Here is a 22,373-nt window from a genome sequence, read left to right on the forward strand (position 1 = left end):
GAAAAAATGGAGCGTTCAGCGCAACTTCTTCTTGGACCCGTCAAACCATCGGGACCGACGATTTATGACACTTCCCGCGCCGGAATGCAGCCGGGGGAACTGGAAAATCGCCAACTGTGGCTAAACGGTGATAGGATGGCTGAGCGAGGGCGGGGCGATGTCGATTAAGGTTACGTTCGGCGCGGAATTTGCTTTCTCCCGGTGGAGCGCTATCATCCTCAGGTAGAGGATTTTCGTTCTTTTTTCAGACCCTTAAGAATTTTTCGCGCGGGCCGGCGGCGATGGCCGTGCCGCCCGCCGTTCAAGGAATAAGGCCAGGGTGCTGCCATGAGTGCTGAAGGCCCGACCTCGCCGACCGAGCTTCCGCCGCCCCGGCGTCCCAAGGTGATCAAGACCAACCAGCAGCAGGTCCTGCTGTATGTCGTTCTGACCCTGCTGTTGTCGCTGGCGACCGTTTGGGGCGGCCGAGCCATGTTGCACAATTCGGAGACGCTGACCTTTGCCGTCGGTGCTCCCAACAGCGACGAGGCCCTGTTCGCGAACAAGCTCGCCACACTGCTGAAGAACAACGCCTCGCGCTTCCGGATCAAGGTCGTCAACAACCCCGACAACGCGAAGGCGGTCGCACAGTTCGATCGCAGGCAGGCCGATCTTGCCGTCCTGCGCACCGATGCCAAGGTGCCCCTTCGCGCGCGTGCACTGGCGATCCTGGAGCATGATCTCGTGCTGCTGCTGGGCCCCGGCAACAAGAAGGTCAAGTCACTGGCCGAGTTGAAGAAGAAGAAGGTCGCGGTTCTCGCCGACAGCGACACCTCGCTTGCTTTCGTCCGCAGCATCCTCGGTGTTGCTGACGGCCCAGACACCGCCAAGGTCCAGATGGCGCCGCAGGGGTCGACGTTGGACAAGCTGTTCGCGCCGTCGAATGGCTTCAGCGCAGTGATCGTCCTCGTCCACACCTCCAAGGCCGTGCGCGACAAGGCCTATGAGCAGGTCGCCAAGCGAGGCGGCTTCACGCTGAACGCAATCGACGAGGCCAAAGCGCTGGCACGCAAATTCCCCGGAATTTCCGAGGAGACATTGACGGCCGGCACGCTGTCCGCCTCGCCCGAAATCCCCGACGACGATCTCGACACGATCGGGCTCGAATGGCTGCTGGTCGCGCAATCCAGGATGTCGCTGACCACCGCCGGGGACATCGCGCGTATCGTCTACGAGAACAAGTCCGCGCTTGGCCTCGACAACGGCTTTGCCACCCACATTGAGCCGGCCTCCGTCGAGAAGGACTCCTACGTGATGGCGCATCAGGGCGCGGCCGACTACATCAACGACGACACCAAGTCGTTCATGGATAAATACAGCGACATGATGTATCTGGGCGCTGCCGCGCTCAGCGTCATCGGCTCGATCTTCGCTGCGATCTACGCCAAGATCACCCGCATCGCGCCGGAGAAGGCGAGCCAGCTCTCCACCGCCATCCTCGACATCGGCGAACGCATCGAGCACGCCCATTCGCTGGACCAGCTCGAATGCCTCCAGGACGAACTCGAGAGCATCCTGCGCGGCGCGGTCATCGGCCTGCGCGACGGCACGATCAGTACCGACGGGCTCGACACGTTCAAGCTGGGCTACGAATTCGTCCGCGACGAGATCGGGATGCGCCGCGACTATCTGAAGCGCCACGCCAACGAGGTCGAGAAGGTCGCTGCCCCCCCTCCCCCGCATGATGACAGCAATGTCGTGGTGGTGAAAACAGCTCAGAGCGCCTGACCTATCGGGCGCCGCGCGACTGGGACCTACCTTCGCGGGCAAACCGCCGCTGCCGCCCCTGGAACCGCTTCCCCTGCGCAACCGTTGGTTTCCCGGTACAACCGGAGAACGCACCATGCGTATCCTCCTTCTCATCCTCTTGCTTGGAATGCTGGTTGCAGTCGGTTACTTCGGCTATTCGGCCATGTCGGTCGAAGGCGGGCCGATCCCGACGGAAGGTTATGTGGCGCTGGCGCTGGGAGCGGGCTTCTCCGTGGTCGTCGGCATCGGCCTGATGATGCTGCTGTTCTTCAGCAGCCGCCGCGGCTACGACGAACCTCCACATTTCAAGTAACGATCAGGCCCGGCGCGACCCCAGCATCTGTACAAACCATCCGCGCCCTGATCTGGGCGGATGGTGCGCCCTGCCCGCCGCGTCGTTGACGGCCCCGGTGCGGGCGGGCACTTTGGCGCCGGCGTCCCAGCCAGGGACCGCAAAAAACCAAGACCGAGCTGCCATCCCGCATGTCCAAGCCGATGTTTCCCGCTCTGGCCCAGTTCGTGGCCGCGACCGCCGGCCGCAACATGACCAAGGCGGCCTATGTGGCTGTGGCCGTCGGCGTGCTCAGCATGGTGCTGCTGACGGTCGATCCGGCCTATGAAACAGCGCACCGCTGGATCGATGTCCTGCTGTGGGCCTGCCTCGTCTATTTCGTATTCGAATGGCTGGTCCGACTGCGTCACATGGCGCGGCAGGGGCGGCTGGGCCTTTACGTATCCTCCTCCGCCGGGGTGGTTGATGCAATGGGGGCGCTGGCGGTGCCGGTGGCACTGATCCTCGGCGCCGAGCCCAAGACGGCCTGGCTGCTGAGTGTGCTCTGGGTCTTGAAGGTCGTGCCGGGCATTCCAGGCCTGCGCCAGCTCCGCCGCGTGCTCGTGCTGGAATCGGGACCGCTGATCAGCGTGCTCGTCATCTTCCTGATGGTGGTTTTCCTCGCCTCCGTCGCCGAATATTTCCTAGAGCGGGATGTGCAGCCGCAAACCTTTGGCAGCGTCCCCGCCGCGCTATGGTGGGCCGTCGTCACGCTGACCACGACAGGCTACGGCGACGTCGTACCGGTTACGCCGCTCGGCCGCATGGTGGCGGCACTGGTGATGATCTCCGGCCTCGGCGTGTTCGGCCTCTGGACCGGTATTCTGGCGACCGGATTCGCGGCGGAGACGCGGCGGGACAACTTCCTCAAGACCTGGGAATCCGTCAGCAAGGTACCGTTCTTCGCGGCGCTGGGCCCGGCGGCCATCGCCGACGTCACCCATATGCTGCGCACCATGGAGCTTCCGGCGCGCACCATGATCATCCGCAAGGGCGCGCAAGGCGACTGCATGTATTTCATCGCCGCCGGCGCCGTCGAGGTCGACCTCCCCGGCAAGAAGGTCCAACTCGGCGAAGGCGCTTTCTTCGGCGAGATGGCGCTGCTCGGCAACAACATGCGCGGCGCCAACGTCTCGACCACGAAGGTATCGCGACTGCTGGTGCTCGACCTCGTCGACTTCCGCGTGCTGATGGCACGGCACCCTGATCTCGCCGAGACCATCGATGCCGAGGCGAAGCGGCGCGCGCTCGAAAACAAGTGAATGGAGACAAGAATGCCGGACACAGCCGACGCTGCAAGCAGCCCCGTGCTAGAAATCTCCGGCCCCCGCGCCACCATCCGCCTCAACCGGCCCAAGCATCTCAACCGTCTCCAGGCCGAGGACCTCGGCGAGCTGGTCAAGTTGTTCGACCGGGTCGAGGCCGATCCTGACATTCGTGTTCTTGTGCTGACAGGGACAGGACGGGCTTTCTCGGCAGGCTACGACCTCAATTCGGTCGCCGAACGGGCGATCAGCGTCAACGAGCAACAGAGCGCGGGCTCGGCCTTCGAGATTGTCGTCAACCGGCTGGAGGATCTCGGCGTTCCGACGATCTGCCGGCTCAACGGTGGCGTCTATGGCGGCTCGACCGACCTCGCACTCGCCTGCGATTTCCGCATCGGCGTCGATACCGCCGAGATGTTCATGCCCGCGGCACGGCTCGGGCTGCACTATTACAGGAGCGGCATCAAACGCTACGTGACGCGGCTCGGCGTCGACAATGCCAAGAAGCTGTTCCTCACCGCGCAGAAGATCACCGCACCGGAGATGCTGCGGATCGGCTATCTCACCGCCATGGTGCCGGTGGAGACACTCGACGAGGAAGTCGACAAGCTCGCCAGCATCCTCGCCGGCAATGCGCCGAACGCGATGCGCGGCATGAAACACGCCATCAACGAATTCGCCCGCGGCGAGCTCGACGAGCGAGCTGCCGATCAACGCCACCGCGACAGCATGCGCGGCGACGAGATCAAGGAAGGCATCAAGGCCTTTGCGGAGAAGCGGCTGCCGAATTTTTGAGGATCACGCTCGCTTCGACCGCATCGCACGCGTTTGCGTGAGCTTTGAATCCCGCGACAGCGCATGATAGCGCTTGCTGTCGACAGCATAGATCGCGATGCGGCCTTCGCTGTCGGCGTGCACGCCCCAGCCGTAGCGCTTGCCGAGGCCTGAGGCACGCATGCAGGCCTGGCCGCGCGAGAAGAACGCAGCGCGTGCGGCGTTCCTTTCCGGGCTGGTCGCCTTGGCTCCAAGTTCGCGCCCTTGCGCGGAGGTCGCGAAAACCACGTCGTCGGACGTGTACGTATAAGGTGCATTCGCGATCATCGCATATTGCAGCCCCGCCACCGTCGGCCGCCCTGCCCGCGGCGGCGGCTCCTCACCGGAGCGCGCCGGACAGTCCTCGGCAACCCGGATGAACGTATCGAAACAATTGGTCGTATGGATCGGCTTGGTCATATGAGGTTGGGCCCTTTATTCTCCGGCAGCCGCGGCATGCTGCGCGGCCATCTCATCGTCCGCAGCACTGATGCGCAGGAACGCCGGTCGCGAGGTGATGCGCTCGGAATAGCGAACGAAGACGTCCTTTTTGGGCACGATGCCGAACATCATCGTCCAGCTGAACGCGACGCCCCACAGGATATCAGCGGCGGTCATCCGCTCGCCGAGCAGATACGTCCCATTCGAAAGCTGCGCTTCGAGCGCACCCAGCATGGTGTCGTAATCGGCATAGGGCGACTGCGTGATCGGCGCGGGCTCGCGCTGCATGAATTTATCGATCAGGGCCGGCTCGAAGGAGGAGCCGTAATAGGCAATCCAGCGCAAGTAAGGACCGCGCAGCGGATCGTTCAGCGCGGGTGTAAGCCCGGCCTGCGGAAACAAATCGGCGAGATAGATGTAGATGGCCACCTGCTCGGTCACGAGCGCTTCACCATGCCTGACGGCCGGCACCTTGCCGAGTGGATTGATGGCGAGGTACGCCGGCTGCCGCTGCTCGCCGGCCTTCATGTTGAGGGCATGGAGATCATAGGGCGCTCCGAGCTCCTCCAGCAGCACCCGCGTGCCCATGGCCCGGCTTTGCGGCGAATAAAACAGGGTGATGCGGTTCGGATCGGTCATGGCGGGTCTCCATCTGGCCGGCTGGCGATAGCGCCCTTGTAACGAACCATACCTGACATCTTGTGTCAGGTATGGTTTAAGGACTCATGCGTGCGAGCCGGATGCTGTCGATCCTCACCACCCTCCAGGCCAAGGGGCAGGTCACCGCGCCCGAGCTTGCGGAGGCCTGCGAGGTCTCGGTGCGCACGATCTATCGCGACATCGACGCGCTCGCCGCGTCGGGCGTTCCTGTCTATGCCGACCGCGGCGCGGAGGGCGGCTACCGCCTGCTCGACGGCTATCGCGTGCGGCTGAACGGGCTCTCACAGAGCGAGGCGAGCGCGCTGTTCCTCGCAGGACTTCCTGGACCAGCAGCGGCGCTGGGGCTGGATGCGGCAATGATCGCCGCGCAGAACAAGCTGATGGCGGCCCTGCCCGCAAACCTGCGCGAGGACGCCGGCCGGATGCAGGAACGCTTCCATCTCGATGCTCCCGGTTGGTTCGGCGAGACGGAGGAGCCAGAACATCTGCGCACCATTGCCGGCGCCGCTCTGCGCGGGACACTCATCAAGATCCGATACCAGAGCTGGCGCGCCGAGAAGCGGCGCCGCGTCGCCCCGCTCGGCCTCGTGCTGAAAGGCGGCAGCTGGTATCTCGCAGGCCAAGTCGATGGCAGCGTACGCACCTATCGCATCGCGCGCGTGCTCGACTGCACGGCGCTCGACGATGACTTCGAGCGCCCCGTCGATTTCGATCTCGCCGCCTATTGGCAGAACGCGACACTACGACTAGAGGCGGAGATGCATCCGAATGTCGCGATCGTGCGGCTGTCGCCGCTCGGCGTGAAGATGCTCGATGCGTTGAGCCAGCCTTACGTCAAGGCGCGCACGCAGATCGAGGGGGCCGAGGATGCGGACGGCTGGCGCATCGCCAGAGTGCCGACCGGCAAGACGTCATGGCATGCCGCCGCGGAATTATTGCGGCTCGGGTCCGAAGCTGAAGTGCTGGAGCCCGCCGATCTCCGCGAGAAAATGGCCGAGATGACGCAGGCGATGGCTGCGCGCTATCGCGCGGCGCGGAAAGCCTGATAGCGGCGCGTCTCGCCGTACTCGATGAAACAATCCTGAAACACGATTCTCCATCCTCCTTGTGAACGGAATCACGCTTCACCTCGACCGAAAGGCAGGGACACAACAACGGCTTCGCGCCACACTGGAGAATGAAGATGTTTCGTAAGCTTGCACTTGGTCTGATCGCCGCCGGTTCGCTCGGCGCTGCTGCTCTCGCGCCCACTGCCGCTTCGGCTCACGGCTTCCACCACTATTGGGGCCCCGGCTGGGGCTTCGGCGGCGTGTACGTCAACACCGGCCTCAACAACTGCTACCAGGAACGCGTCGTCCAGACCCGTCACGGCCTGCGCGTCCGCGTCGTGAATGTCTGCGGGTACACCGTCTACTGATTTTGTGCCTTCACGACAGAGCTCCGGTCGCATTGCGGCCGGAGCGTCTGGTTTCAAGTCTGGCGCGCACGCGATCCAAAAGAACGAGCTCTTCTCGTATCGACCGTGCGAGCCCCGCCAGCAGTGCAGTCGTCGATCCGGACGCACCGTCGTCCGTCATGGTTCGATGATGCGGTGGCGCTTCGGAAACGGGGGGGGGCGAGCCAGCCTCCACATTCCAGATTGATCTTTTCGGCCGTTCGATCTCGACAATATCGCCAAGCGTGTCTATCACCCGTGAGCGGCTTCGATCCGCTGACGGCCTACTCCGTCCGTGACGGTTGCAGAGGGAGCCGATATCGCTTGCCGTTGTTCGCCCATCCAGGCCGCACGCTGAGCCACGAACTCGTTACGCTGCGATACCCAGCTCTCGGCACGCGCAAGCCTCAGCGACGGACTAAAGAGGTATCCCTGACCGATGTCGCATCCCGCGCGACGAATCGCCGCCAACGTCTCTGCGGTCTCGACACCTTCGGCAACGACCTTCATGTTGAAGGCGCGCCCCAATCCGACCGATGCCTCGATGATCTTCATCATGTCTTCGTCGGCTTCACAGCCATGAACGAATGACCGATCGATTTTGAGCTCGCTGAACGGCAGCTTGGCCAGTGCAGCAAGCGAGGAATATCCGGTTCCGAAATCGTCGATGGCGGTACCGATGTTCTTGAGGCGCAGGCGCACCAGGATATCGGTCGCGAGGTCCACATCTGCCATAGCGGTGGTTTCTGTGATCTCCACGATCAGGGCATGCGCCGGCACCTGTTGTCGACGCAGGACATCTTCGATCCGCTCCGGCAGTGTCAGGTCGGACAATAGCGATCCAGACACGTTCACCGCGATCGTGAAATCGGGATATCGATCAATCAGCTTGCGCCCCTGCGACATCGCAGAGGCAAAGACGGCATCAGTCAGTTCCGGCATCAGGCCGTGTTGCTCGGCGATCGGAATGAATGCCGTCGGAGAGATGATACCGGGTTCACGCGTGCGCCAGCGCGCAAGCGCTTCCGCTCCAACAACCTTGCCGCTGCCCAGCTCGACTTTCGGCTGGAAATCGGCGACGAACTCGCCTTGCCGAATGCCGTCGACGATCCGCTCCGGAGAAACGACAATCGCCGCCGAAGGCACGTTCGCCGCGGCTCGCTTCGGCCGTGGCAAGAGCAGAGCATCTTTCAGCTCGTCCAGATTCAGTGGCTTGCTGAGCACTCCGACAACCGATAGCCCTAGCCCCTGTGCGACGCGTCTTGTCGATTTCAGGACGCGGCCGTCGCAACCGCTGATAACCACAATCGCCATATTCTGGAGCCCGCGGTCGGCGACGAATCGAAGCAGCTCGACGCCGTCACGTTCGCCGAGCGACAGATCGACGGTCATCACATCGAACGTCTCTCGCGACAGAACCGACTCGGCGAGCTCCAGCGAGGGCATGGTAAGACAATCATAACCGATCTTTGCGCCGATCTTTCCCGCGACGGTGCGCTGAACCAGATCGTCATCCACGACAAGCAACCGTCCCAGCGTTTCTTCCGTCTGGCGAGAAAATCCGCGCATTACGCAATCTCCATATCCGAGGCCAGCAAGACTGACCTGACAAATTCGGCGGTCTCTTCGAACACTCGCTCGAGCCTCGCAGTCGCGCGTTCAAGCTGGTCAGGCATCATGCTCAAGGCGCTCTGCTCGATACTGAACGCCAGCTCGGACGTTCAACGAAACCGAACGTTCCAGCGGAGCTTTTAATCGAATGCGCCTGCTGTCGGATGAACGCCGGATCGAGCGGTGCGGTACCAAGCAAGCCGATCTTCTCCGCCGTGTCTTCGAGGAATGCTTTCAGCACCTCCGTTGCGTCCTCCGCCCCGAGTTCGGAGACCAACAAGCGAAGCGTGTCCTTTTCAAACGCTGGCCCGGACTTCATGCGATAAGCCTTCCCTTTTCGGCGATAGACATGCGCTGCATAGCTGCGCCGAGCTGATCGCGTGTCACCGGTTTTGTGACGAAGTCGTTCATGCCTGCAGCCAGACAGGCGAGCTCATCCTGGCGCGTGGCATTAGCCGTCAACGCGATGATGTGAACGTCGCGGGCAAGAGGCGGCAGCTGGCGGATCGCGCGGGCTGCGGCGAGCCCATCCATGCCCGGCATCATCATGTCCATGAATACGAGGTCGTAAGCGTTCTCCTGCACGGCAGCCACCGCTTTCAGGCCGTTGTCGACGAGATCTGGCTTCACGCCCATTCTCTCGAGGAGCTTACGGATCACGAATTGATTGGTGAGATTGTCTTCGGCAACCAGCACACGAAGCGACACGATGTCCGTGGTGCTTGCCGAGTCCCCACAATCTGATCGGACGGCCGAGGCCGCCTCGACATCGTTGGCGGCCGCGACCTCGACAGAGAACGAGAAGGCGCTTCCCACGCCGGGAACGCTCTGGACCGAGATCTCGCCCTCCATGCAAGTCACGAGGCGCTTGCAGATCGCGAGCCCTAGCCCCGTGCCGCCGAAGCGACGCGAGATCGAACTATCGAGTTGCGAGAACTCACGGAACAATAGTCCGATCGCGTCCTCGGGAATCCCAACACCGGTATCGCGAACGCTGAATGTCAACTTTGACCGCCCCTTACCTAAGGGGTTGGAGTGCACCATCACTTCAACCCCGCCGGCTTCGGTGAACTTGATGGCGTTCCCAACCAGATTGAACAGCACCTGCCGAATACGCGCTGGGTCGCCCACAATCATGGGCGGCACCAATTCGCCGATCGTGCAGGTCAGGCGGAGCCCCTTTTCCTTGGCGCGCAAGGCCAGCAGATCCACAACCGCGGAAACAGACTTTCGAACGTCAAATTCGATCCGTTCCAGCTCAAGCCGATCGGCATCAAGCTTGGAGAAGTCGAGGACGTCGTTGAGAATCTGCAGCAGATAGTCAGCCGAATCCCGCAAGGTCGAAGCGATCTGCTTCTGGTCACGATCCAGACAGCTGGACAGCAGGATGTCCGCCATGCCGATGACGCCGTTCATGGGCGTACGAATTTCGTGGCTCATCATGGCCAGAAATTCGGACCGCGCGCGCGAACCGGCTTCCGCAGCGTCACGAGATTTCGCAAGACCGGCCTGGTAGCGCATGATCAGGATAGTGACGAGACAGATCACCAAGCTCAGCACGCAGCCAGCGATGACGTCCTTGTCGCGCTCACGACGGTAATTCAGGAAGATTTCGGCCGTCGCCTGACCGATCACGACGGCGAGCGGATATCCGTCGACCTTGCGGAAGGACAACAACCGCTCGACCCCGTCAGCCCGGCTGCTTCCGACATACGAGCCGCTTGAACGCTGCGCGAGAAGACCCAGCAACGGCCCTCCGCTGATCGACAAGCCGATAGCGGATGGTCCACCCGCGCCGCGGGCCCGCACGATGCCATCGAGACCAACGAGAGATGCCGAGCCGTCTTTCCCGATGTCGATCGAGTTGTAGAAGCGGGATAGATAGTCCGGATCAAGCGAAACGACGACGACACCGTCGAAGCTACCATCTTTCGCGGTGATCCGACGGGTCAGTTGGATCGACCATTTATTCGAAACCCGCCCGAAGATCGGCTTGCTGATGAACAGGAAGTCCTCCCGGCCGTCGGCATGAACGCGGAAGTGCTCCCGATCGTGCAAATCCAGTCCCTTGAGGCCGGGATCGATGTTGCTGGTGCGCATGATCCCGTTCTTGTCGATCAGGACGACCTGGAACGAAAAATCAGTCAAAAATTGGCTGTTCTTGGTCCACAGCGAAAAATCAAAATTCTCCGGATCCCGCTCGTAAGAATCTCTGACATAGAGGAGAGTTTGGTCAGCAGCGCGGATCGAGCGAATGATCTGCTCCTCGAAGGCGCGCGCTAGGTTCGAGCCATTCTGCAGGGCAGCACGCTCGGTACGCGATCGATCTGCGTCCATGTTGTAGAGGATTCCCAACCAGACGAGCGCAATTGCGGCGACGCCGGAGAGCGCACTGCCATAGCGCCCGACTTGCCGCCCGAACTGCTCGAGTGCCTTGAAGTACAAACGTTGTGCTGTCGGATTTGCGTTCGGCATATCTCCTCCTTGAAGAGATGCTAGGAAATCCGACTAGACTTGTAGTGAAGAGCTTTCGCTAAAGTTCGAGCGGCTCTGCAAGAGACCGGTAACCAGTCGCGACGCGCCAGCGACGCTCGCTTCAACCCCTGATATGGATGAGCTTTTATTGTCGCATGTGGGGCGCAGCGCCGGCGCGGTATCGGAGTGCGCGCGGCGACAGGAATTCGCGCTTAGCGTGGCGTGAAGCTGCCTATCGAAAAAGAGCAGATGCCCGCCCGCGGTATCCGCGCTGATACGGAGATGGCATTGCTGCAACGTGAGATCAGTTGCCTGTCTGTCGATGCCGGCGAAACCAGGACCAGGTCTCGCGCGTCGTTCTGATATAGCCGCGGCCGCGATGGACGATCTCGCCGTCGATAATGCCGTTCAGCTTCGGGAGCGCATGAAATGGGATCGAGGGGTAGGCATGGTGCTCGACATGATAGGGCATGTTCCACGCAATCCATTTGACGACCGCACCGGTATAGGTGGTGCGAGTGTTCTGGAACGCGCTACGGGTCCGCTCGCAGCCCGTGTGCTCGGCATAGAGATAGGGCCGCAGGAAAAACTGCCCGATGATGAGCGGCACGATCCAGACCCACAGCAGCAGGGGGGAGGAACACCAAAGCGAGAGTGCGAGAAGCAGGGTATAGAGCGCGACATAGATCCGCGCTTCGGTCACGATGGTGGCGCGCTTGTTCTCGGGAATCCAGGGTACGACGACCTTGCCGGTAACGGCATGGCCGAGCATCAGGCGGAGACGGGCGGCGACCTGCAACAATCCGCTATAGGCGATCGCAAGCTGTGTGTCGGATTTTGGCTTCACGCCGACGATCAGCTCCGGGTCCTTGCCGGGATCCTGCGTGTAGCGATGATGATCCCAATGGAACAGGCAGTAATATTCGTACGGAAGACCGATCACGAAGCCCGAGAGATAGCCGACCGCGAGATTGAGGCTACGGCTTTCAAACGCGGTCTTGTGCGCGGTCTCATGCACGGCCATGAACAGGAAGGCGACGAGATAGCCCTGCATCGCCATCAGCGGCGGCGCCCAGAGCACGCCATAGCGCGAAGACACCAACCAGATCACCGTCCCGACCAGCACGATCATTCCGTAATGACCCAGGCTCTGCACAACGCCCCTCAAGTTCGAACGCCCCGATAATTCGCGCAACATGGCCAGGCTCAGCGGCTTCAGGCGTTGGCCGGATTCCGAAACGATCGCGTCGGTCATGGTTGGATGTCTGCCTTACTTGCTGAGAAGCGCTGCGATCTCGGCCTTGAGGAACGCCTGATCGCGCGGATTGTTGACGGGGTTGCCGGCGCGATGACCGTGCAGCGACGGGATCGGATGCAGCACGGCGGATTTCGCGTTGACCAGCCTGCCGAGTTCGTCCTCGTTGTCGCGGACATCGAAATAGCGATCGGTAGCGCCCGGCATCAGCAGCATGTGTGCCTTGATCGCCTCGAGCGCGCGCCCGAGATCGCCCCCGAAGGCGTCGCAACGGCTGATATCGCCGCGCTGCCAGATTCCGACCTGCGCCAGCAGATCGTTGGCGTCGCGCCGTGCGAACGCCCCGTCCCAGGCACGGACGAGATAGTCCTCCAGCGAGGTGAAGCCCGCCTCTCGCCAGAGTTCGTCGCGATAAAAGCCGTGCGACATCGCCCAACCGGCATAGACGCGGCCCATCGCGCGATAGCCGGCGACAGGCTTCTCGACGAAGCGGCCGTCGCGGAAGGCGGGATCGCCTGTGAGCGCGACCTTCACGCTCTCAAGGAAGACATGGTTGTAGGGCACACAGCGCGCGCTGCCGCAGACGACCGCCGCACGCTCGACCATCTCCGGGTGCAGGGCGGCCCAGTGATAGGCCTGCATGCCGCCCATCGACCAGCCATAGACCAGCGCGAGCTTTTTGATGCCGAAGCGTTCGGCGAGCAGCCGATGCTGAATCGCAATGGCGTCGTGATAGGTGACGTCCGGAAACGGCGCATCGCCGGAGTTCGACGGAGAGGACGACAAGCCATTGCCGAACAGGTTCGGGATGATGATGAAGTAGCGCGAGGGATCGAGCACGGCATCGGACCCGATCAGCCATTCAATGTCAGAGTGTTGGGCGCTGAACGAAGTCGGATAGAGGATGACGTTGTCTTTGTCGGGGCTCAGAGTGCCGTAGGTCCGATAGACGAGGTTCATCGCGGGGAAGACCGCGCCGGATGCAAGCGTGACGTCGCCGGCCTCAAAGGTTTCGTAGTCGCGCCCGGTCATGTATCAAGCTCCCGCTCACGCGGCCGCGCAACGCGGCAGCCGCAACTACGATGCATCGATCGTGCCGGACCAGCAAACGCACCGTTGCGCCGCGTCTAATAACTGTACAATTAGTACATTTATTAAGCGAAGGCAACAGAGATTCTGGCTATCGCGCGGCTCAGGCGATGGCCGCGATGTATCGCTTCACCGACGCCGCTAAAGCAGCCTTCGCGCCCGAGGCGATGTTGCGGCCCCACCAGGCGCCATAGATGCGGTCGAAGGCGAGCGGCTCGACCGCCTCTGCGATCCGCCGCACCGCTGCGGCGTTGAGCGGCATGTAGTTCGGATAGGAGTACATGAAGCTGAGGAAGCGGCGGTCCATCGTCACTTGGGCGATATCGCCGGTGAGCAGTGCGCCCCTGCCTTCGGCGCCTCGCGCGTGGTGCAGCATTGTGGCGCCTGCGAAATGGCCACCGGTGCGGAGCAGCAGGACATCGCCCGAGATGCGATGCTGATCGCCGGTCCAGTGCACGATCGACGGATGCGGATGCGTCACCCATTGGCGATCGTCGGCATGAAGATAGACCGGCACGCCGCCAAACGCCTCGCTCCAGTCGGCGAGGGCGCCATAATAATGCGGATGCGAGATCGCGATCGCTGTCAGGCCGCCAAGCGATTTGACATGCGCGATCGCCTGCGCCGTTGCCAGCGGAATGCAGTCCCACATCACGAATCCCCCGCCATCGGGAACCAGCAGTGCGCGCTGGCCGATCGCGAAGCTCGGCTCGAGCGCGATGCCGGTGAGGCCGAGATCGTTGCGCCAGATGAGACTGTGGCGCTCGGCCAGTGTCTCGCGGCTCAGGAACGTCTGCCCTTTCCAGTTCACATATTGCCGCTCGTCTTCGCAGATCGGACAGGATGCAGGCGGTTTTCCACTGTCCGGGAATTGCGCGCCGCAGGTTTCGCAGGTCCAGAGAGGCATGACTGTGATCCGGAATGAGACCGTCGCAGACTTGAAGTGGCATCGCGGTCCCGCAACCGCAAGTTCGCAGGAACCAAGGCGATTAGCACAGGTTACGTTCATGTCCATCCCGGCACAAATGGCCGGCCATCTCCGCCTGCGCGATATCACGGTCGATCGGCAGCATCACGTTCAGCGTCTCGATGACATCGCGCCTCTCCTCACCCCGTCTCTGGCCTCTCTACGCCGTCAACTTCTTCATGGCCGACATGCAGTCCGGCATCGGGCCGTTCGTCGACGTGTTCCTTCAAGAGCGCGGCTGGGCCACCGGCTTGATCGGCACGGCGCTGACGATAGGCAATGTCGCGGGCATGCTGGTCACGACCCCGATCGGCGGCTTCATCGACTCCAGCCGCAACAAGCGGCTGTGGGTCGTCATTCCCGGCATCTGCGTGGTGCTGGCCTCTGCGATCATCCTGATCTCGCAGAATTTCTGGGCCGTGACATTCTCGCAGGTGGCGCAATCGCTGGCGAGCGCCGCGATCGTGCCGGCGGTGACCGGCATCAGCCTCGGCATCGCCAAGCAGAAGGGCTTTAATGCACTGAATGGCCGCAACCAGGCCTTCAATCACGCCGGCAACATGGTCGGCGCGGCGCTGTCGGGTTATCTCGGCTTCAAATTCGGCTACGTCTGGGTGTTCGTGCTGGCGGCCGTGTTCGGCACCATCGCGATCGCCTGCGTGCTGATGATCCCCGCCAAAGCCATCGACGATCGTCAGGCGCGCGGCGGCAAGGAGGATGAGAGCAAGAATCCACCGGATGCCATGTCCGTCCTCCTGAAGCACAAGCCTCTGTTGGTGCTGGCGCTTGCGCTCGCCATCTTCCATCTCGGCAATGCAGCCATCGTCCCGCTCTACGGCCTCGCCGCCGTGGCGCAAGGACAAGCCAATGGCCCGAGCTTCGTTGCGACCACCGTCGTCATTGCACAGGGCGTCATGGTGGTGACGTCGCTGGTTGCAATGCAAGTTGCGGGAAAGCGCAACTACTGGCCGGTGATCCTGGTGTCCTTCATGTTTCTGCCGATCCGGGGTGTTCTGGCGTTTTTCGTCACGGGATGGTGGGGCGTCGTGCCCATGCAGGTGCTCGACGGCATCGGCACCGGATTGCAGACGGTCGCGGTCCCCGGCATGGTCGCGCGCTCGCTCGACGGCACCGGCCGCATCAATCTGGGCCAGGGCGCTGTCATCACCGTGCAGGGTGTCGGCGCGAGCCTGAGCCCCGCGCTCGGCGGCTGGATCGCGCAATGGATCGGCTACGGCCCGACCTTTCTGCTGCTCGGCAGCTTCGGCCTCGCGTCAATGGCGCTGTGGCTGGTGTTCGGCGCACACGTGAAGAAGTACTGAGGCGAGGTCCTCAGGGAAACTCCACCACGATCTTGCCGAAATGTCCGCCCTGCTGCATCAGCCGCAGCGCCTCGGGCACGGCGTCGAAGTCGAACACGCGATCGATCACCGGCTTCATCGCATTGCGCCCGATCGCCGCGGTCATGGCCTCGAACATGCGGCGGTTGCCGACGGAGAGGCCGATGACGTGCAGATTCTTGGAAAACAGGCTCGGAATCGCGATCTGCTGCGAGAAGCCCGAGAGTACGCCGATCACGAGAATGGTGCCGCCGACCCGCGCCGCCTCGAGCGATTGCCCGAACGTGTCCTTGCCGCCGACCTCGACGACATGATCGACGCCGCCGCCGGTCCACTCCGCCGCCGCCTTGCCCCAGTCGGGGACCGCGCGATAGTTGATGGTGTGATCGGCGCCGAGTGCCTTTGCTCGCTCGAGCTTTTCGTCGCTCGACGACGTCACGATCACGCTCGCGCCGGCGAGTTTTGCGAATTGCAACGCGAAGATCGAGACCCCGCCGGTGCCCTGCACCAGCACGGTGTCGCCGGGCTGCACCTTGGCTTCCTCGAACAGCGCGCGCCAGGCGGTGAGGCCCGCACAGGGCAATGTCGCGGCTTCCTGGAATGAAAGGTGCGCTGGAATATGGCTGACGCCCTCAGCATCAAGCACCATCACCTCTTGCAACACGCCCGGCCGTGTGCCGCCGAGCGCGTAGCGGCGACTGGACGCCGAGACCTTTCCGTCGATCCAGGACTGGAAGAAGATTGGGGAAACGCGATCGCCGACTGCGACGCGGCCAACGCCCTCGCCGATGGCGCTCACCTCGCCTGCACCATCCGAGAACGGGATCAGTGGCAATCGAGAGACGCCGCCCTTGCCCTGGACCGTGAGCAGATCGCGATAGTTCAGTGACGCTGTGCGCATCCGCACCGCAACCTGACCTGGACCGGGCGCCGGCTCGGGCAAATCGACCAGTTCCATCCCCTCGATCGACCAGTCGCGCACGACCTGCCAGGCTTTCATGACGAATGCTCCGCCTCAGGTGCCAAAGCTTTTCTGGACCGCCGTGTCGAGCGTCTCGCCGCCGACGAATCGCTGGCGCAGCTCGCGCTTGAGCAGCTTGCCGCTCGGGTTCTTCGGCAGGCTATCCACAAAGATCACGCGCTTGGGCACCTTGAAATGCGCCATCTGGCCGGCGCAGTGCCGGATGACGGCGTCTTCGTCCAGCTTTTCGCCGGTCTTCACCACGACAATCGCGGTCACTGCCTCGATCCAGCGCGGATCGGGCAGGCCGACGACGGCGACTTCGGAGACCTCGGGGATGCGATACACCATCTCCTCGACTTCGCGGCTGGCGACATTCTCGCCGCCGGTCTTGATCATGTCCTTGACGCGATCGACCACCGTGATGTGGCCTTCGTCATCGACGGTGGCGAGGTCGCCGGAATGAAACCAGCCGCCGGTGAACGCGGCCGCAGTCTTGACGGGATCGTTGTAGTAGCCGGACAGCAGATGCGGGGAGCGATGCACGATCTCGCCGACCTCGCCCACGCTCACATCCTCCATCGACGCATTGACCACGCGCGTCTCGACATTGAGCACGGGCTTGCCGGCCGAGCCGGCCTTGCGGAGCTGGTCTTCGGGGCGGAGCACGGTGGCGAGCGGCGCGATCTCGGTCTGGCCGTAGAAATTCCAGAATTTGACGTTCGGCAGGCGACGCTGCAGTTCGAGCAGCACCTCCACCGGCATGATCGAGGCGCCGTAATAACCCTTTTGCAGAGTCGACAGGTCAGTCTTGTCGAAATTCGGCGAGCGCAACATCGCAATCCAGATCGTCGGCGGTGCGAAGAACGAGGTGATCTTGTGCGCCTGGATCAGCGCCAGAATGTTGTCCGCAGTCGGCTTGCCCGTGATCACGCCGGAGGCGCCGAGATAAACTTGCGGCCCCAGGAACACATCGAGCTGGGCGCAGTGATAGAGCGGCAGCGCGTGCAGGAACTTGTCGTCGACGCTCATGCCGCCGTCGATGATGCAGCTGACATACTGCCACATCACCGCTTCGTGCGTCAACATGGCGCCCTTGGGCAGCGATTCCGTCCCGCTGGTATAGACGATCTGCGCGAGATCGCGGCTGTCGACGGAGGCCTCGAGGAACGAACCGTCGGGGTTGAGGAGATCATCAAACGTTGTGAGACCCGCGGGCGCCGCGACCAGATCCTCGCCGGGCAGCCAGATCATCTTCTCGACCGCGCAATCTTTTGCGCTTGCGGCCCTCGCGGGATCGACGAAGTCGGGCCCAGTCGCGAGCAGCTTTGCGCCGGAACTCTTCAGGATGAAACTGATCTCGTCCGGGTTGAGCATGAAGTTGATCGGCACCAGCACGGCGCCGATCCGCGCCACCGCGAAACGCAGCGCCGCAAAGGCGTGCGAATTGCGCGAGAGCACTGCGAGGCGATCGCCCTTCTTGACACCAAGGCGCAGCAGCCCGCGGCCAAGACGGTTACAGATTGCATCCATCTCGGCAAAGGTCCAGCTCACATGGCCGCAGCTCACCGCAAGCTTGTTCGGATCGCGGCCGGCCGAGCGGCGCAAGAGATCGCCGATGGAATGCTCGCGCGCTTTCGAGATGGTGGCTGCGATATCGCCGGTCATGTGTCCCTCCGTGTAATGGCTTTGTTTGTCCGATTTCTTGTTCGAAATCTTGCGTCTTGTGCCTCTTGCGCATGATCTTGTCGGAAAACCGCTTCACACTTTTCTGGATCATGCGGCGCTACCTGCGCCGGGCCGCCCGCGCGTGCTCCATGTACATGTGTTCAACCGATCGATCGAGCGAGGCGATCTTCTCGAACCCGCGGCGCCAGTCCTGCAAATGCCGGCGCGTCCACAGCACGCCCGCCTCGTGGTCGCGGCGACGAATCGCATCGATGAGATGCCGGTGCGCCGCGACGAGACGCGGGCCACCTTCGGAGACGCGCGTCACGATCATCTCGGTGGTCGGATAGAACAGCTGCGCCGCCGGCTCGCGCGCGAGCTGGAGCACACGGTTCTGCGAGGCCTTTGCGACCAGCACGTGGAATTCGGCGTCGCATTCGGCAAGCGCCGCGGGATCGCCGACCACCGCCTCGCTGCGCGCGAGATTGTCGATGAGCTCGGCGAGATTCTCCTCGCTCGCGCGCTCGACCGCGCCCTCGATGCTGGCGACCTCCAGCGTCATCGAGGCCTCGTAGAGCTCGCGAAACGTGACCTCGTGCAACACCAGCGCTCGACTGAGGCGGCTCGTCAGCTTGCTGTAGCGCGGCAGGCAGGCGTGCAGACGGCGCGAGGAATCGCGGCTGATCAGCCCGCCCTCCTCCAGCACGCGGATGCCCTCGCGAATGGTCGAACGATTGACGCCGAACTGCCGCACCAGATCGTGCTCGGTGCCAATGGGATCGCCGGGCTTGATACGGCCATTGACGATCTCACGTTCGATTGCGTCGGCGACCTTCTGATAGGCCGGCGCGACATCGATCGGACGGAAGAGCGGCGAGAGGGGCACGACGGCTCCTAATGGCGATTGTCCGACAAGCTATAAAAGGCGCTGGAGAGCGCGTCAAATGGCTCCTTTAACGAAGCATGCGGAGTAAATTGACTCCAGGGGAGCTCGGCTCTAGCTTTGTCGGACAAAGGGACGGAACAGTCCCACAAGAGGAAACTGTCCATGAGACCTATCGCGGCATTCGTGTCTGCGGGCTGGCTGCTGTCCGCTGAAGGTCGGTGGCTGCCTGATCCTGAAGTGACGCCACCGACGACGGGCCTGCATCGCGGTTGCAGGTCCGCTAGCGCCGCCGCAGGTCCGACGGGCTATGCCCGAACTTCTTGCGAAACACGGTGCTGAAGTAGGACGAACTGCTGAAACCCAGCTGATAGGCAACCTCGGTGATCGACAGGGATCGCAACTCGGAACGGGTCAAGACGTCGTAACAACGCTGAAGCCGGCGATCCAAAATCCATTCGGACACCGAGACATCAGTGAGCCGGAAGAGATAGTGCAGATGCCTGAGCGAGACGCCATTGCTCTTCGCGATCCTCTCCAGCGACAGATCCGCGTCGGTGAGGTGCGCCTCGATCCAGGCCTTGACCGAGCGCAGACGGGCCTGCTGCGCGGCCGCGTCCTCGGAGAATTCGTCCCGGTCGCCCATGTCGAGCGCAAGTGCCAGCACGTCCATCAGTTCACCGCCGAGCCGCGTCCGTGCAATCTCGTCGAGCGATGCGCCTTCCTGCGCAAGGGTCGCACAGAACTCGGCGGCGATCCGGCCCAGGCCGCGGCTCGTCGTCATAGCGGTGATGACAGGCAGCCGCCCATCGCTGAAGCGCTCCACGAACTCCGCGCAGGGAATTTCCAGGTAGAGCGAACGTACCTTGCCAATGCATTCGAGGTCATAGGCCTCGGAGGCCGAAAAGACCGTACTCATTCCGGCGTTCGAACGCATGGTCTGGCCGGCCTGAAGAACGTTGATCCTGCCTTGCTGAACGAATTCGAGGTAGTAGCAATCCTTGTCGAGCTTTGCGATGTGCCGCTCGCGCCGAGATATGCGCTGCTCCGACAGCAGCACATCGGTCATTGTGATCGCGCCGAACTTCGCCTCGCGTATGAAGCCCTGGTAGTCGGACCGCTCTTCGGCATTGACGTCGACATGAACGTAGACGTCGCAAATGGCGCCTTGCCAAGCGGCGAAACGTTTGGACGGCTCAAGGTCGTCCGTCGAAAATATCAGGTCCATCGCGCGCCCATCCGTTACGAGGTCATGATGATGAACGTCGTTTGTGCGTCGCACAAGCCGGCCCGGCGGCGAAATTCTGGATGGCCACCGCCTGCACGCAAGACGGGTTTGCGCGGACAAGCAAAAGCTTTGCGCTCCAGAGCAAGCCGGGTCCAGGCAATGTCGCCTATGAAGAACAAAAATCGGTCACCTAGATAGGCGGGAAACGTTCGCTTGCACCAGGACAGATCAGCTGCCGCACATTGCGCCGTGCCGCTTGAACGGCGGCGTCCGTGAGCGCGCCCTCGCTGAGCACAACGCGGTTCACGCAGCTGATCGAAACCATCGCCGACATCGAGGCGCTGGAACGGCGGCCTTACGACTCGCTCATCCCGGCCCGCAATCTGCATGATCTCTTTGCCGCAACGGCGCGCCTGCATCCCGACCGGCCTGCGCTGACGGTCCTGACCAAAGGCTCGCGCGAACCCGGCGACATCACGCTTACGCATCGGCAGTTGCTCGCGGAAATCATACGCGCGGCGAACCTGTTCCGATCACACGGCATCGACAGGAACGGCGGCACGGTCGCGTTTCTCTGTCCGATCCTGCCGCAGCTCTTCCCGGCCTTGCTCGGCGCCCAGATCGCCGGCGTCGCCAGCTCGATCAACTATCTCCTGAACGAAGATGCCATTGCGGATCTGCTCGACGCGCAGAACGCAACCGTTCTGGTCGTCGCCTCGGAAGCAGCCGATCGCGCGATCTGGACGAGGGCGGCCAATGTCGCGAGTCGCGTCCCGTCGCTGAAGACGATTTTCGTGATCGGCGCGAATGGCCGCCTGACCGGCGGCGCCGTGAGCTTCGATGAGGCGGTCGCGACGATGCGCGATACGCTGGACTTCGAGACCTCGCGGGATCGCGACACGGTCTGCGCACTGTTCCACACCGGCGGGACCACCGGACGGCCCAAACTCGTTCGCCTGACGCATGGCAACCAGATCCATGCCGCCTGGGCCTTTGCACAGGTTCACGGACTGGATGAGCAGGATGCCGCCATCAACGGCTTCCCGCTGTTTCACGTCGGCGGCACCATGACGGTGGGCCTGTCCATCTTGGCGGCTGGCGGCCACGTGATCATTCCGTCGCCCTACAGCCTCAGAAGTCCGGATGCGATCCGCGACTATTGGCATACGGCGGAGCGGTTTGGCGCGACCATCGTCAGCGGAGTGCCGACCTCGATCGCCGCCCTTGCGGAGGTGCCGATCGGATCCTCCGATGTCAGCTCCGTCCGCATGGCCCTCACCGGAGGGGCCGTGGCGCCGAAGGCCGTCAGCGAAAGGTTCCAGGCCCGGACCGGGATCAGACTGTTCGAGACCTACGGCATGACGGAAACCGCGGCGGCGATCGCGTTCAATCCCGGCCGCGGCACGCCCGTGCAAGGCAGCGTCGGCTTCAGGGCGCCGTTTGCAAACACGAAGATCGTCGCGCTAACCGATGCGACCCTCGAGACGAAATGCCCGCCGCTCACCAGCGGCCTCGTCCTTGTCAGTGGACCGCAAGTGTTTCCCGGATATCTTGATCCCCGGCACAACAGGGGCGTGCTCACCGACGACCATTGGATCGTCACAGGCGACGTTGGCTACCTTACGGCCGACCAACGGCTGGTGCTAACCGGCCGCGAGAAAGACCTGATTGTCCGCAGCGGCCACAACATCGACCCCGCCGCCATCGAGGACGTCGCGAATGCTTTCCCCGGTGTCCAGATGAGCTCAGCCGTCGGCATGCCGGACGCCTACGCGGGCGAGGTACCTATTCTCTTCGTCGTTCCGTCTCCCGGAAAAACCATCGACCTGCCGCAGCTGCGCGAGCACCTCGAACGTAACGTCAATGAGCCTCCCGCCAGACCAAAACGCGTCGTCCTGCTCGAAGCACTCCCGGTCACCGCGGTCGGCAAGATCTTCAAGCCCACGCTGCGGGACTTCGCCATTCGAGAGAAGGTCAGGACCGAAATCGATCTCATCTTCGGCCCGGACACCGTTGCTGAGATTCTCGTCGACAAAGACGCCAGGTTAAATACGCTGGTCACCATCTCGATCGATTCCAACGACAGGGAGCGGGTGCAGGCACTTACGGAAAGCCTGGCTTCGCTCCCACAGACCTATCGCATAGAGACTCGATCGTCATAAC

General features: G+C 62.7%; 20 protein-coding genes. 8 read left to right on the plus strand and 12 right to left on the minus strand.

All coding sequences use genetic code 11. The features are described from left to right. Nucleotides 1-327 precede the first annotated feature (327 nt). The 4 genes from QY049_RS13605 to QY049_RS13620 all read left to right on the plus strand — a co-directional run bounded on the left by QY049_RS13605 (nucleotide 328) and on the right by QY049_RS13620 (nucleotide 4,179). Nucleotides 328-1,767 carry a TAXI family TRAP transporter solute-binding subunit gene (locus QY049_RS13605; protein ID WP_258764023.1) on the plus strand — a complete coding sequence of 480 codons (1,440 nt, stop codon included), beginning with the start codon at nucleotides 328-330 and terminating at the stop codon, nucleotides 1,765-1,767. Nucleotides 1,768-1,882: 115 nt separating this feature from the next. After that, entirely contained in the window at nucleotides 1,883-2,101 is a 219-nt protein-coding gene (locus QY049_RS13610; protein WP_194478205.1) for a hypothetical protein, read from the plus strand. 170 nt (nucleotides 2,102-2,271) lie between these two features. Continuing rightward, entirely contained in the window at nucleotides 2,272-3,381 is a 1,110-nt protein-coding gene (locus QY049_RS13615) for a cyclic nucleotide-gated ion channel (RefSeq protein WP_258764024.1), read from the plus strand. Nucleotides 3,382-3,393: 12 nt separating this feature from the next. Beyond that, on the plus strand, nucleotides 3,394-4,179 hold the full coding sequence (locus QY049_RS13620) for an enoyl-CoA hydratase/isomerase family protein (protein ID WP_258764025.1): 786 nt from the start codon (nucleotides 3,394-3,396) through the stop codon (nucleotides 4,177-4,179). A 3-nt stretch (nucleotides 4,180-4,182) separates the two neighbouring features. Here QY049_RS13620 and QY049_RS13625 read toward each other — a convergent pair whose 3' ends face one another. Together QY049_RS13625 and QY049_RS13630 are read right to left on the minus strand one after the other, a co-directional pair. After that, on the minus strand, nucleotides 4,183-4,617 hold the full coding sequence (locus QY049_RS13625) for a DUF6157 family protein (protein ID WP_194478208.1): 435 nt from the start codon (nucleotides 4,615-4,617) through the stop codon (nucleotides 4,183-4,185). 15 nt (nucleotides 4,618-4,632) lie between these two features. Continuing rightward, on the minus strand, nucleotides 4,633-5,277 hold the full coding sequence (locus QY049_RS13630; RefSeq protein WP_258764026.1) for a glutathione S-transferase family protein: 645 nt from the start codon (nucleotides 5,275-5,277) through the stop codon (nucleotides 4,633-4,635). 86 nt (nucleotides 5,278-5,363) lie between these two features. On the opposite strand from QY049_RS13630, the gene QY049_RS13635 reads away from it, so the two are divergent. Then, complete coding sequence (locus tag QY049_RS13635; protein WP_258764027.1) at nucleotides 5,364-6,344, plus strand: YafY family protein; 981 nt, start codon at nucleotides 5,364-5,366, stop codon at nucleotides 6,342-6,344. 137 nt (nucleotides 6,345-6,481) lie between these two features. After that, nucleotides 6,482-6,715 (plus strand): hypothetical protein, encoded by a 234-nt coding sequence (locus tag QY049_RS13640; protein WP_258764028.1) that lies wholly within the window; start codon nucleotides 6,482-6,484, stop codon nucleotides 6,713-6,715. Nucleotides 6,716-6,985: 270 nt separating this feature from the next. Here the strand turns inward: QY049_RS13640 and QY049_RS13645 are convergent, their stop codons facing one another. From QY049_RS13645 to QY049_RS13670, 6 genes are all read right to left on the minus strand, one after another. Further along, nucleotides 6,986-8,302 carry an EAL domain-containing protein gene (locus QY049_RS13645; RefSeq protein WP_258764029.1) on the minus strand — a complete coding sequence of 439 codons (1,317 nt, stop codon included), beginning with the start codon at nucleotides 8,300-8,302 and terminating at the stop codon, nucleotides 6,986-6,988. A gap of 112 nt (nucleotides 8,303-8,414) precedes the next feature. Then, nucleotides 8,415-8,663: an Hpt domain-containing protein gene (locus QY049_RS13650; RefSeq protein ID WP_258764030.1), complete on the minus strand. Its 249-nt coding sequence runs from the start codon at nucleotides 8,661-8,663 to the stop codon at nucleotides 8,415-8,417. Continuing rightward, the gene (locus QY049_RS13655; protein ID WP_258764031.1) at nucleotides 8,660-10,819 is read right to left on the minus strand and encodes a hybrid sensor histidine kinase/response regulator; all 2,160 of its coding nucleotides are present in this window, start codon (nucleotides 10,817-10,819) and stop codon (nucleotides 8,660-8,662) included. Before QY049_RS13655 ends, QY049_RS13650 begins: the two co-directional genes overlap by 4 nt. Before the next feature lie 304 nt (nucleotides 10,820-11,123). After that, nucleotides 11,124-12,074 carry a fatty acid desaturase gene (locus QY049_RS13660; RefSeq protein WP_258764032.1) on the minus strand — a complete coding sequence of 317 codons (951 nt, stop codon included), beginning with the start codon at nucleotides 12,072-12,074 and terminating at the stop codon, nucleotides 11,124-11,126. A gap of 15 nt (nucleotides 12,075-12,089) precedes the next feature. Then, nucleotides 12,090-13,106 (minus strand): alpha/beta fold hydrolase, encoded by a 1,017-nt coding sequence (locus tag QY049_RS13665; protein ID WP_258764034.1) that lies wholly within the window; start codon nucleotides 13,104-13,106, stop codon nucleotides 12,090-12,092. A 160-nt stretch (nucleotides 13,107-13,266) separates the two neighbouring features. Continuing rightward, nucleotides 13,267-14,070, minus strand: coding sequence for an MBL fold metallo-hydrolase (locus QY049_RS13670; RefSeq protein WP_258764036.1), 804 nt, complete (start codon nucleotides 14,068-14,070; stop codon nucleotides 13,267-13,269). 182 nt (nucleotides 14,071-14,252) lie between these two features. Here QY049_RS13670 and QY049_RS13675 point away from each other — a divergent pair, with 182 nt between their 5' ends. Next, nucleotides 14,253-15,452: an MFS transporter gene (locus QY049_RS13675; protein WP_258764037.1), complete on the plus strand. Its 1,200-nt coding sequence runs from the start codon at nucleotides 14,253-14,255 to the stop codon at nucleotides 15,450-15,452. 10 nt (nucleotides 15,453-15,462) lie between these two features. Here the strand turns inward: QY049_RS13675 and QY049_RS13680 are convergent, their stop codons facing one another. The 4 genes from QY049_RS13680 to QY049_RS13695 all read right to left on the minus strand — a co-directional run bounded on the left by QY049_RS13680 (nucleotide 15,463) and on the right by QY049_RS13695 (nucleotide 20,210). Next, nucleotides 15,463-16,470 carry an NAD(P)-dependent alcohol dehydrogenase gene (locus QY049_RS13680; protein ID WP_258764038.1) on the minus strand — a complete coding sequence of 336 codons (1,008 nt, stop codon included), beginning with the start codon at nucleotides 16,468-16,470 and terminating at the stop codon, nucleotides 15,463-15,465. 15 nt (nucleotides 16,471-16,485) lie between these two features. Continuing rightward, on the minus strand, nucleotides 16,486-18,099 hold the full coding sequence (locus tag QY049_RS13685; RefSeq protein WP_258764039.1) for an acyl-CoA synthetase: 1,614 nt from the start codon (nucleotides 18,097-18,099) through the stop codon (nucleotides 16,486-16,488). Between the two features lie 118 nt (nucleotides 18,100-18,217). Beyond that, a complete protein-coding gene (locus QY049_RS13690; RefSeq protein WP_258764040.1) occupies nucleotides 18,218-18,985 on the minus strand; it encodes a FadR/GntR family transcriptional regulator in 768 nt (255 codons plus the stop codon). A gap of 280 nt (nucleotides 18,986-19,265) precedes the next feature. Continuing rightward, nucleotides 19,266-20,210: a helix-turn-helix domain-containing protein gene (locus QY049_RS13695; RefSeq protein ID WP_258764041.1), complete on the minus strand. Its 945-nt coding sequence runs from the start codon at nucleotides 20,208-20,210 to the stop codon at nucleotides 19,266-19,268. A 272-nt stretch (nucleotides 20,211-20,482) separates the two neighbouring features. On the opposite strand from QY049_RS13695, the gene QY049_RS13700 reads away from it, so the two are divergent. Next, nucleotides 20,483-22,372: an AMP-binding protein gene (locus QY049_RS13700; RefSeq protein ID WP_301269501.1), complete on the plus strand. Its 1,890-nt coding sequence runs from the start codon at nucleotides 20,483-20,485 to the stop codon at nucleotides 22,370-22,372. Nucleotide 22,373: the final 1 nt, after the last annotated feature.

This window comes from Bradyrhizobium sp. WYCCWR 13022 (assembly GCF_030435535.1).
Lineage (GTDB): Bacteria > Pseudomonadota > Alphaproteobacteria > Rhizobiales > Xanthobacteraceae > Bradyrhizobium.

Bases quoted from the DNA above. Each gene is read 5' to 3' on its own strand.
- QY049_RS13685 (WP_258764039.1), bottom strand. From the start codon at position 18,099: ATGACCGGCGATATCGCAGCCACCATCTCGAAAGCGCGCGAGCATTCC.
- QY049_RS13635 (WP_258764027.1), top strand. From the start codon at position 5,364: ATGCGTGCGAGCCGGATGCTGTCGATCCTCACCACCCTCCAGGCCAAG.
- QY049_RS13670 (WP_258764036.1), bottom strand. From the start codon at position 14,070: ATGCCTCTCTGGACCTGCGAAACCTGCGGCGCGCAATTCCCGGACAGT.
- QY049_RS13630 (WP_258764026.1), bottom strand. From the start codon at position 5,277: ATGACCGATCCGAACCGCATCACCCTGTTTTATTCGCCGCAAAGCCGG.
- QY049_RS13610 (WP_194478205.1), top strand. From the start codon at position 1,883: ATGCGTATCCTCCTTCTCATCCTCTTGCTTGGAATGCTGGTTGCAGTC.
- QY049_RS13695 (WP_258764041.1), bottom strand. From the start codon at position 20,210: ATGGACCTGATATTTTCGACGGACGACCTTGAGCCGTCCAAACGTTTC.
- QY049_RS13620 (WP_258764025.1), top strand. From the start codon at position 3,394: ATGCCGGACACAGCCGACGCTGCAAGCAGCCCCGTGCTAGAAATCTCC.
- QY049_RS13680 (WP_258764038.1), bottom strand. From the start codon at position 16,470: ATGAAAGCCTGGCAGGTCGTGCGCGACTGGTCGATCGAGGGGATGGAA.
- QY049_RS13605 (WP_258764023.1), top strand. From the start codon at position 328: ATGAGTGCTGAAGGCCCGACCTCGCCGACCGAGCTTCCGCCGCCCCGG.
- QY049_RS13675 (WP_258764037.1), top strand. From the start codon at position 14,253: ATGACATCGCGCCTCTCCTCACCCCGTCTCTGGCCTCTCTACGCCGTC.
- QY049_RS13650 (WP_258764030.1), bottom strand. From the start codon at position 8,663: ATGAAGTCCGGGCCAGCGTTTGAAAAGGACACGCTTCGCTTGTTGGTC.
- QY049_RS13660 (WP_258764032.1), bottom strand. From the start codon at position 12,074: ATGACCGACGCGATCGTTTCGGAATCCGGCCAACGCCTGAAGCCGCTG.
- QY049_RS13645 (WP_258764029.1), bottom strand. From the start codon at position 8,302: ATGCGCGGATTTTCTCGCCAGACGGAAGAAACGCTGGGACGGTTGCTT.
- QY049_RS13615 (WP_258764024.1), top strand. From the start codon at position 2,272: ATGTCCAAGCCGATGTTTCCCGCTCTGGCCCAGTTCGTGGCCGCGACC.
- QY049_RS13665 (WP_258764034.1), bottom strand. From the start codon at position 13,106: ATGACCGGGCGCGACTACGAAACCTTTGAGGCCGGCGACGTCACGCTT.
- QY049_RS13640 (WP_258764028.1), top strand. From the start codon at position 6,482: ATGTTTCGTAAGCTTGCACTTGGTCTGATCGCCGCCGGTTCGCTCGGC.
- QY049_RS13625 (WP_194478208.1), bottom strand. From the start codon at position 4,617: ATGACCAAGCCGATCCATACGACCAATTGTTTCGATACGTTCATCCGG.
- QY049_RS13655 (WP_258764031.1), bottom strand. From the start codon at position 10,819: ATGCCGAACGCAAATCCGACAGCACAACGTTTGTACTTCAAGGCACTC.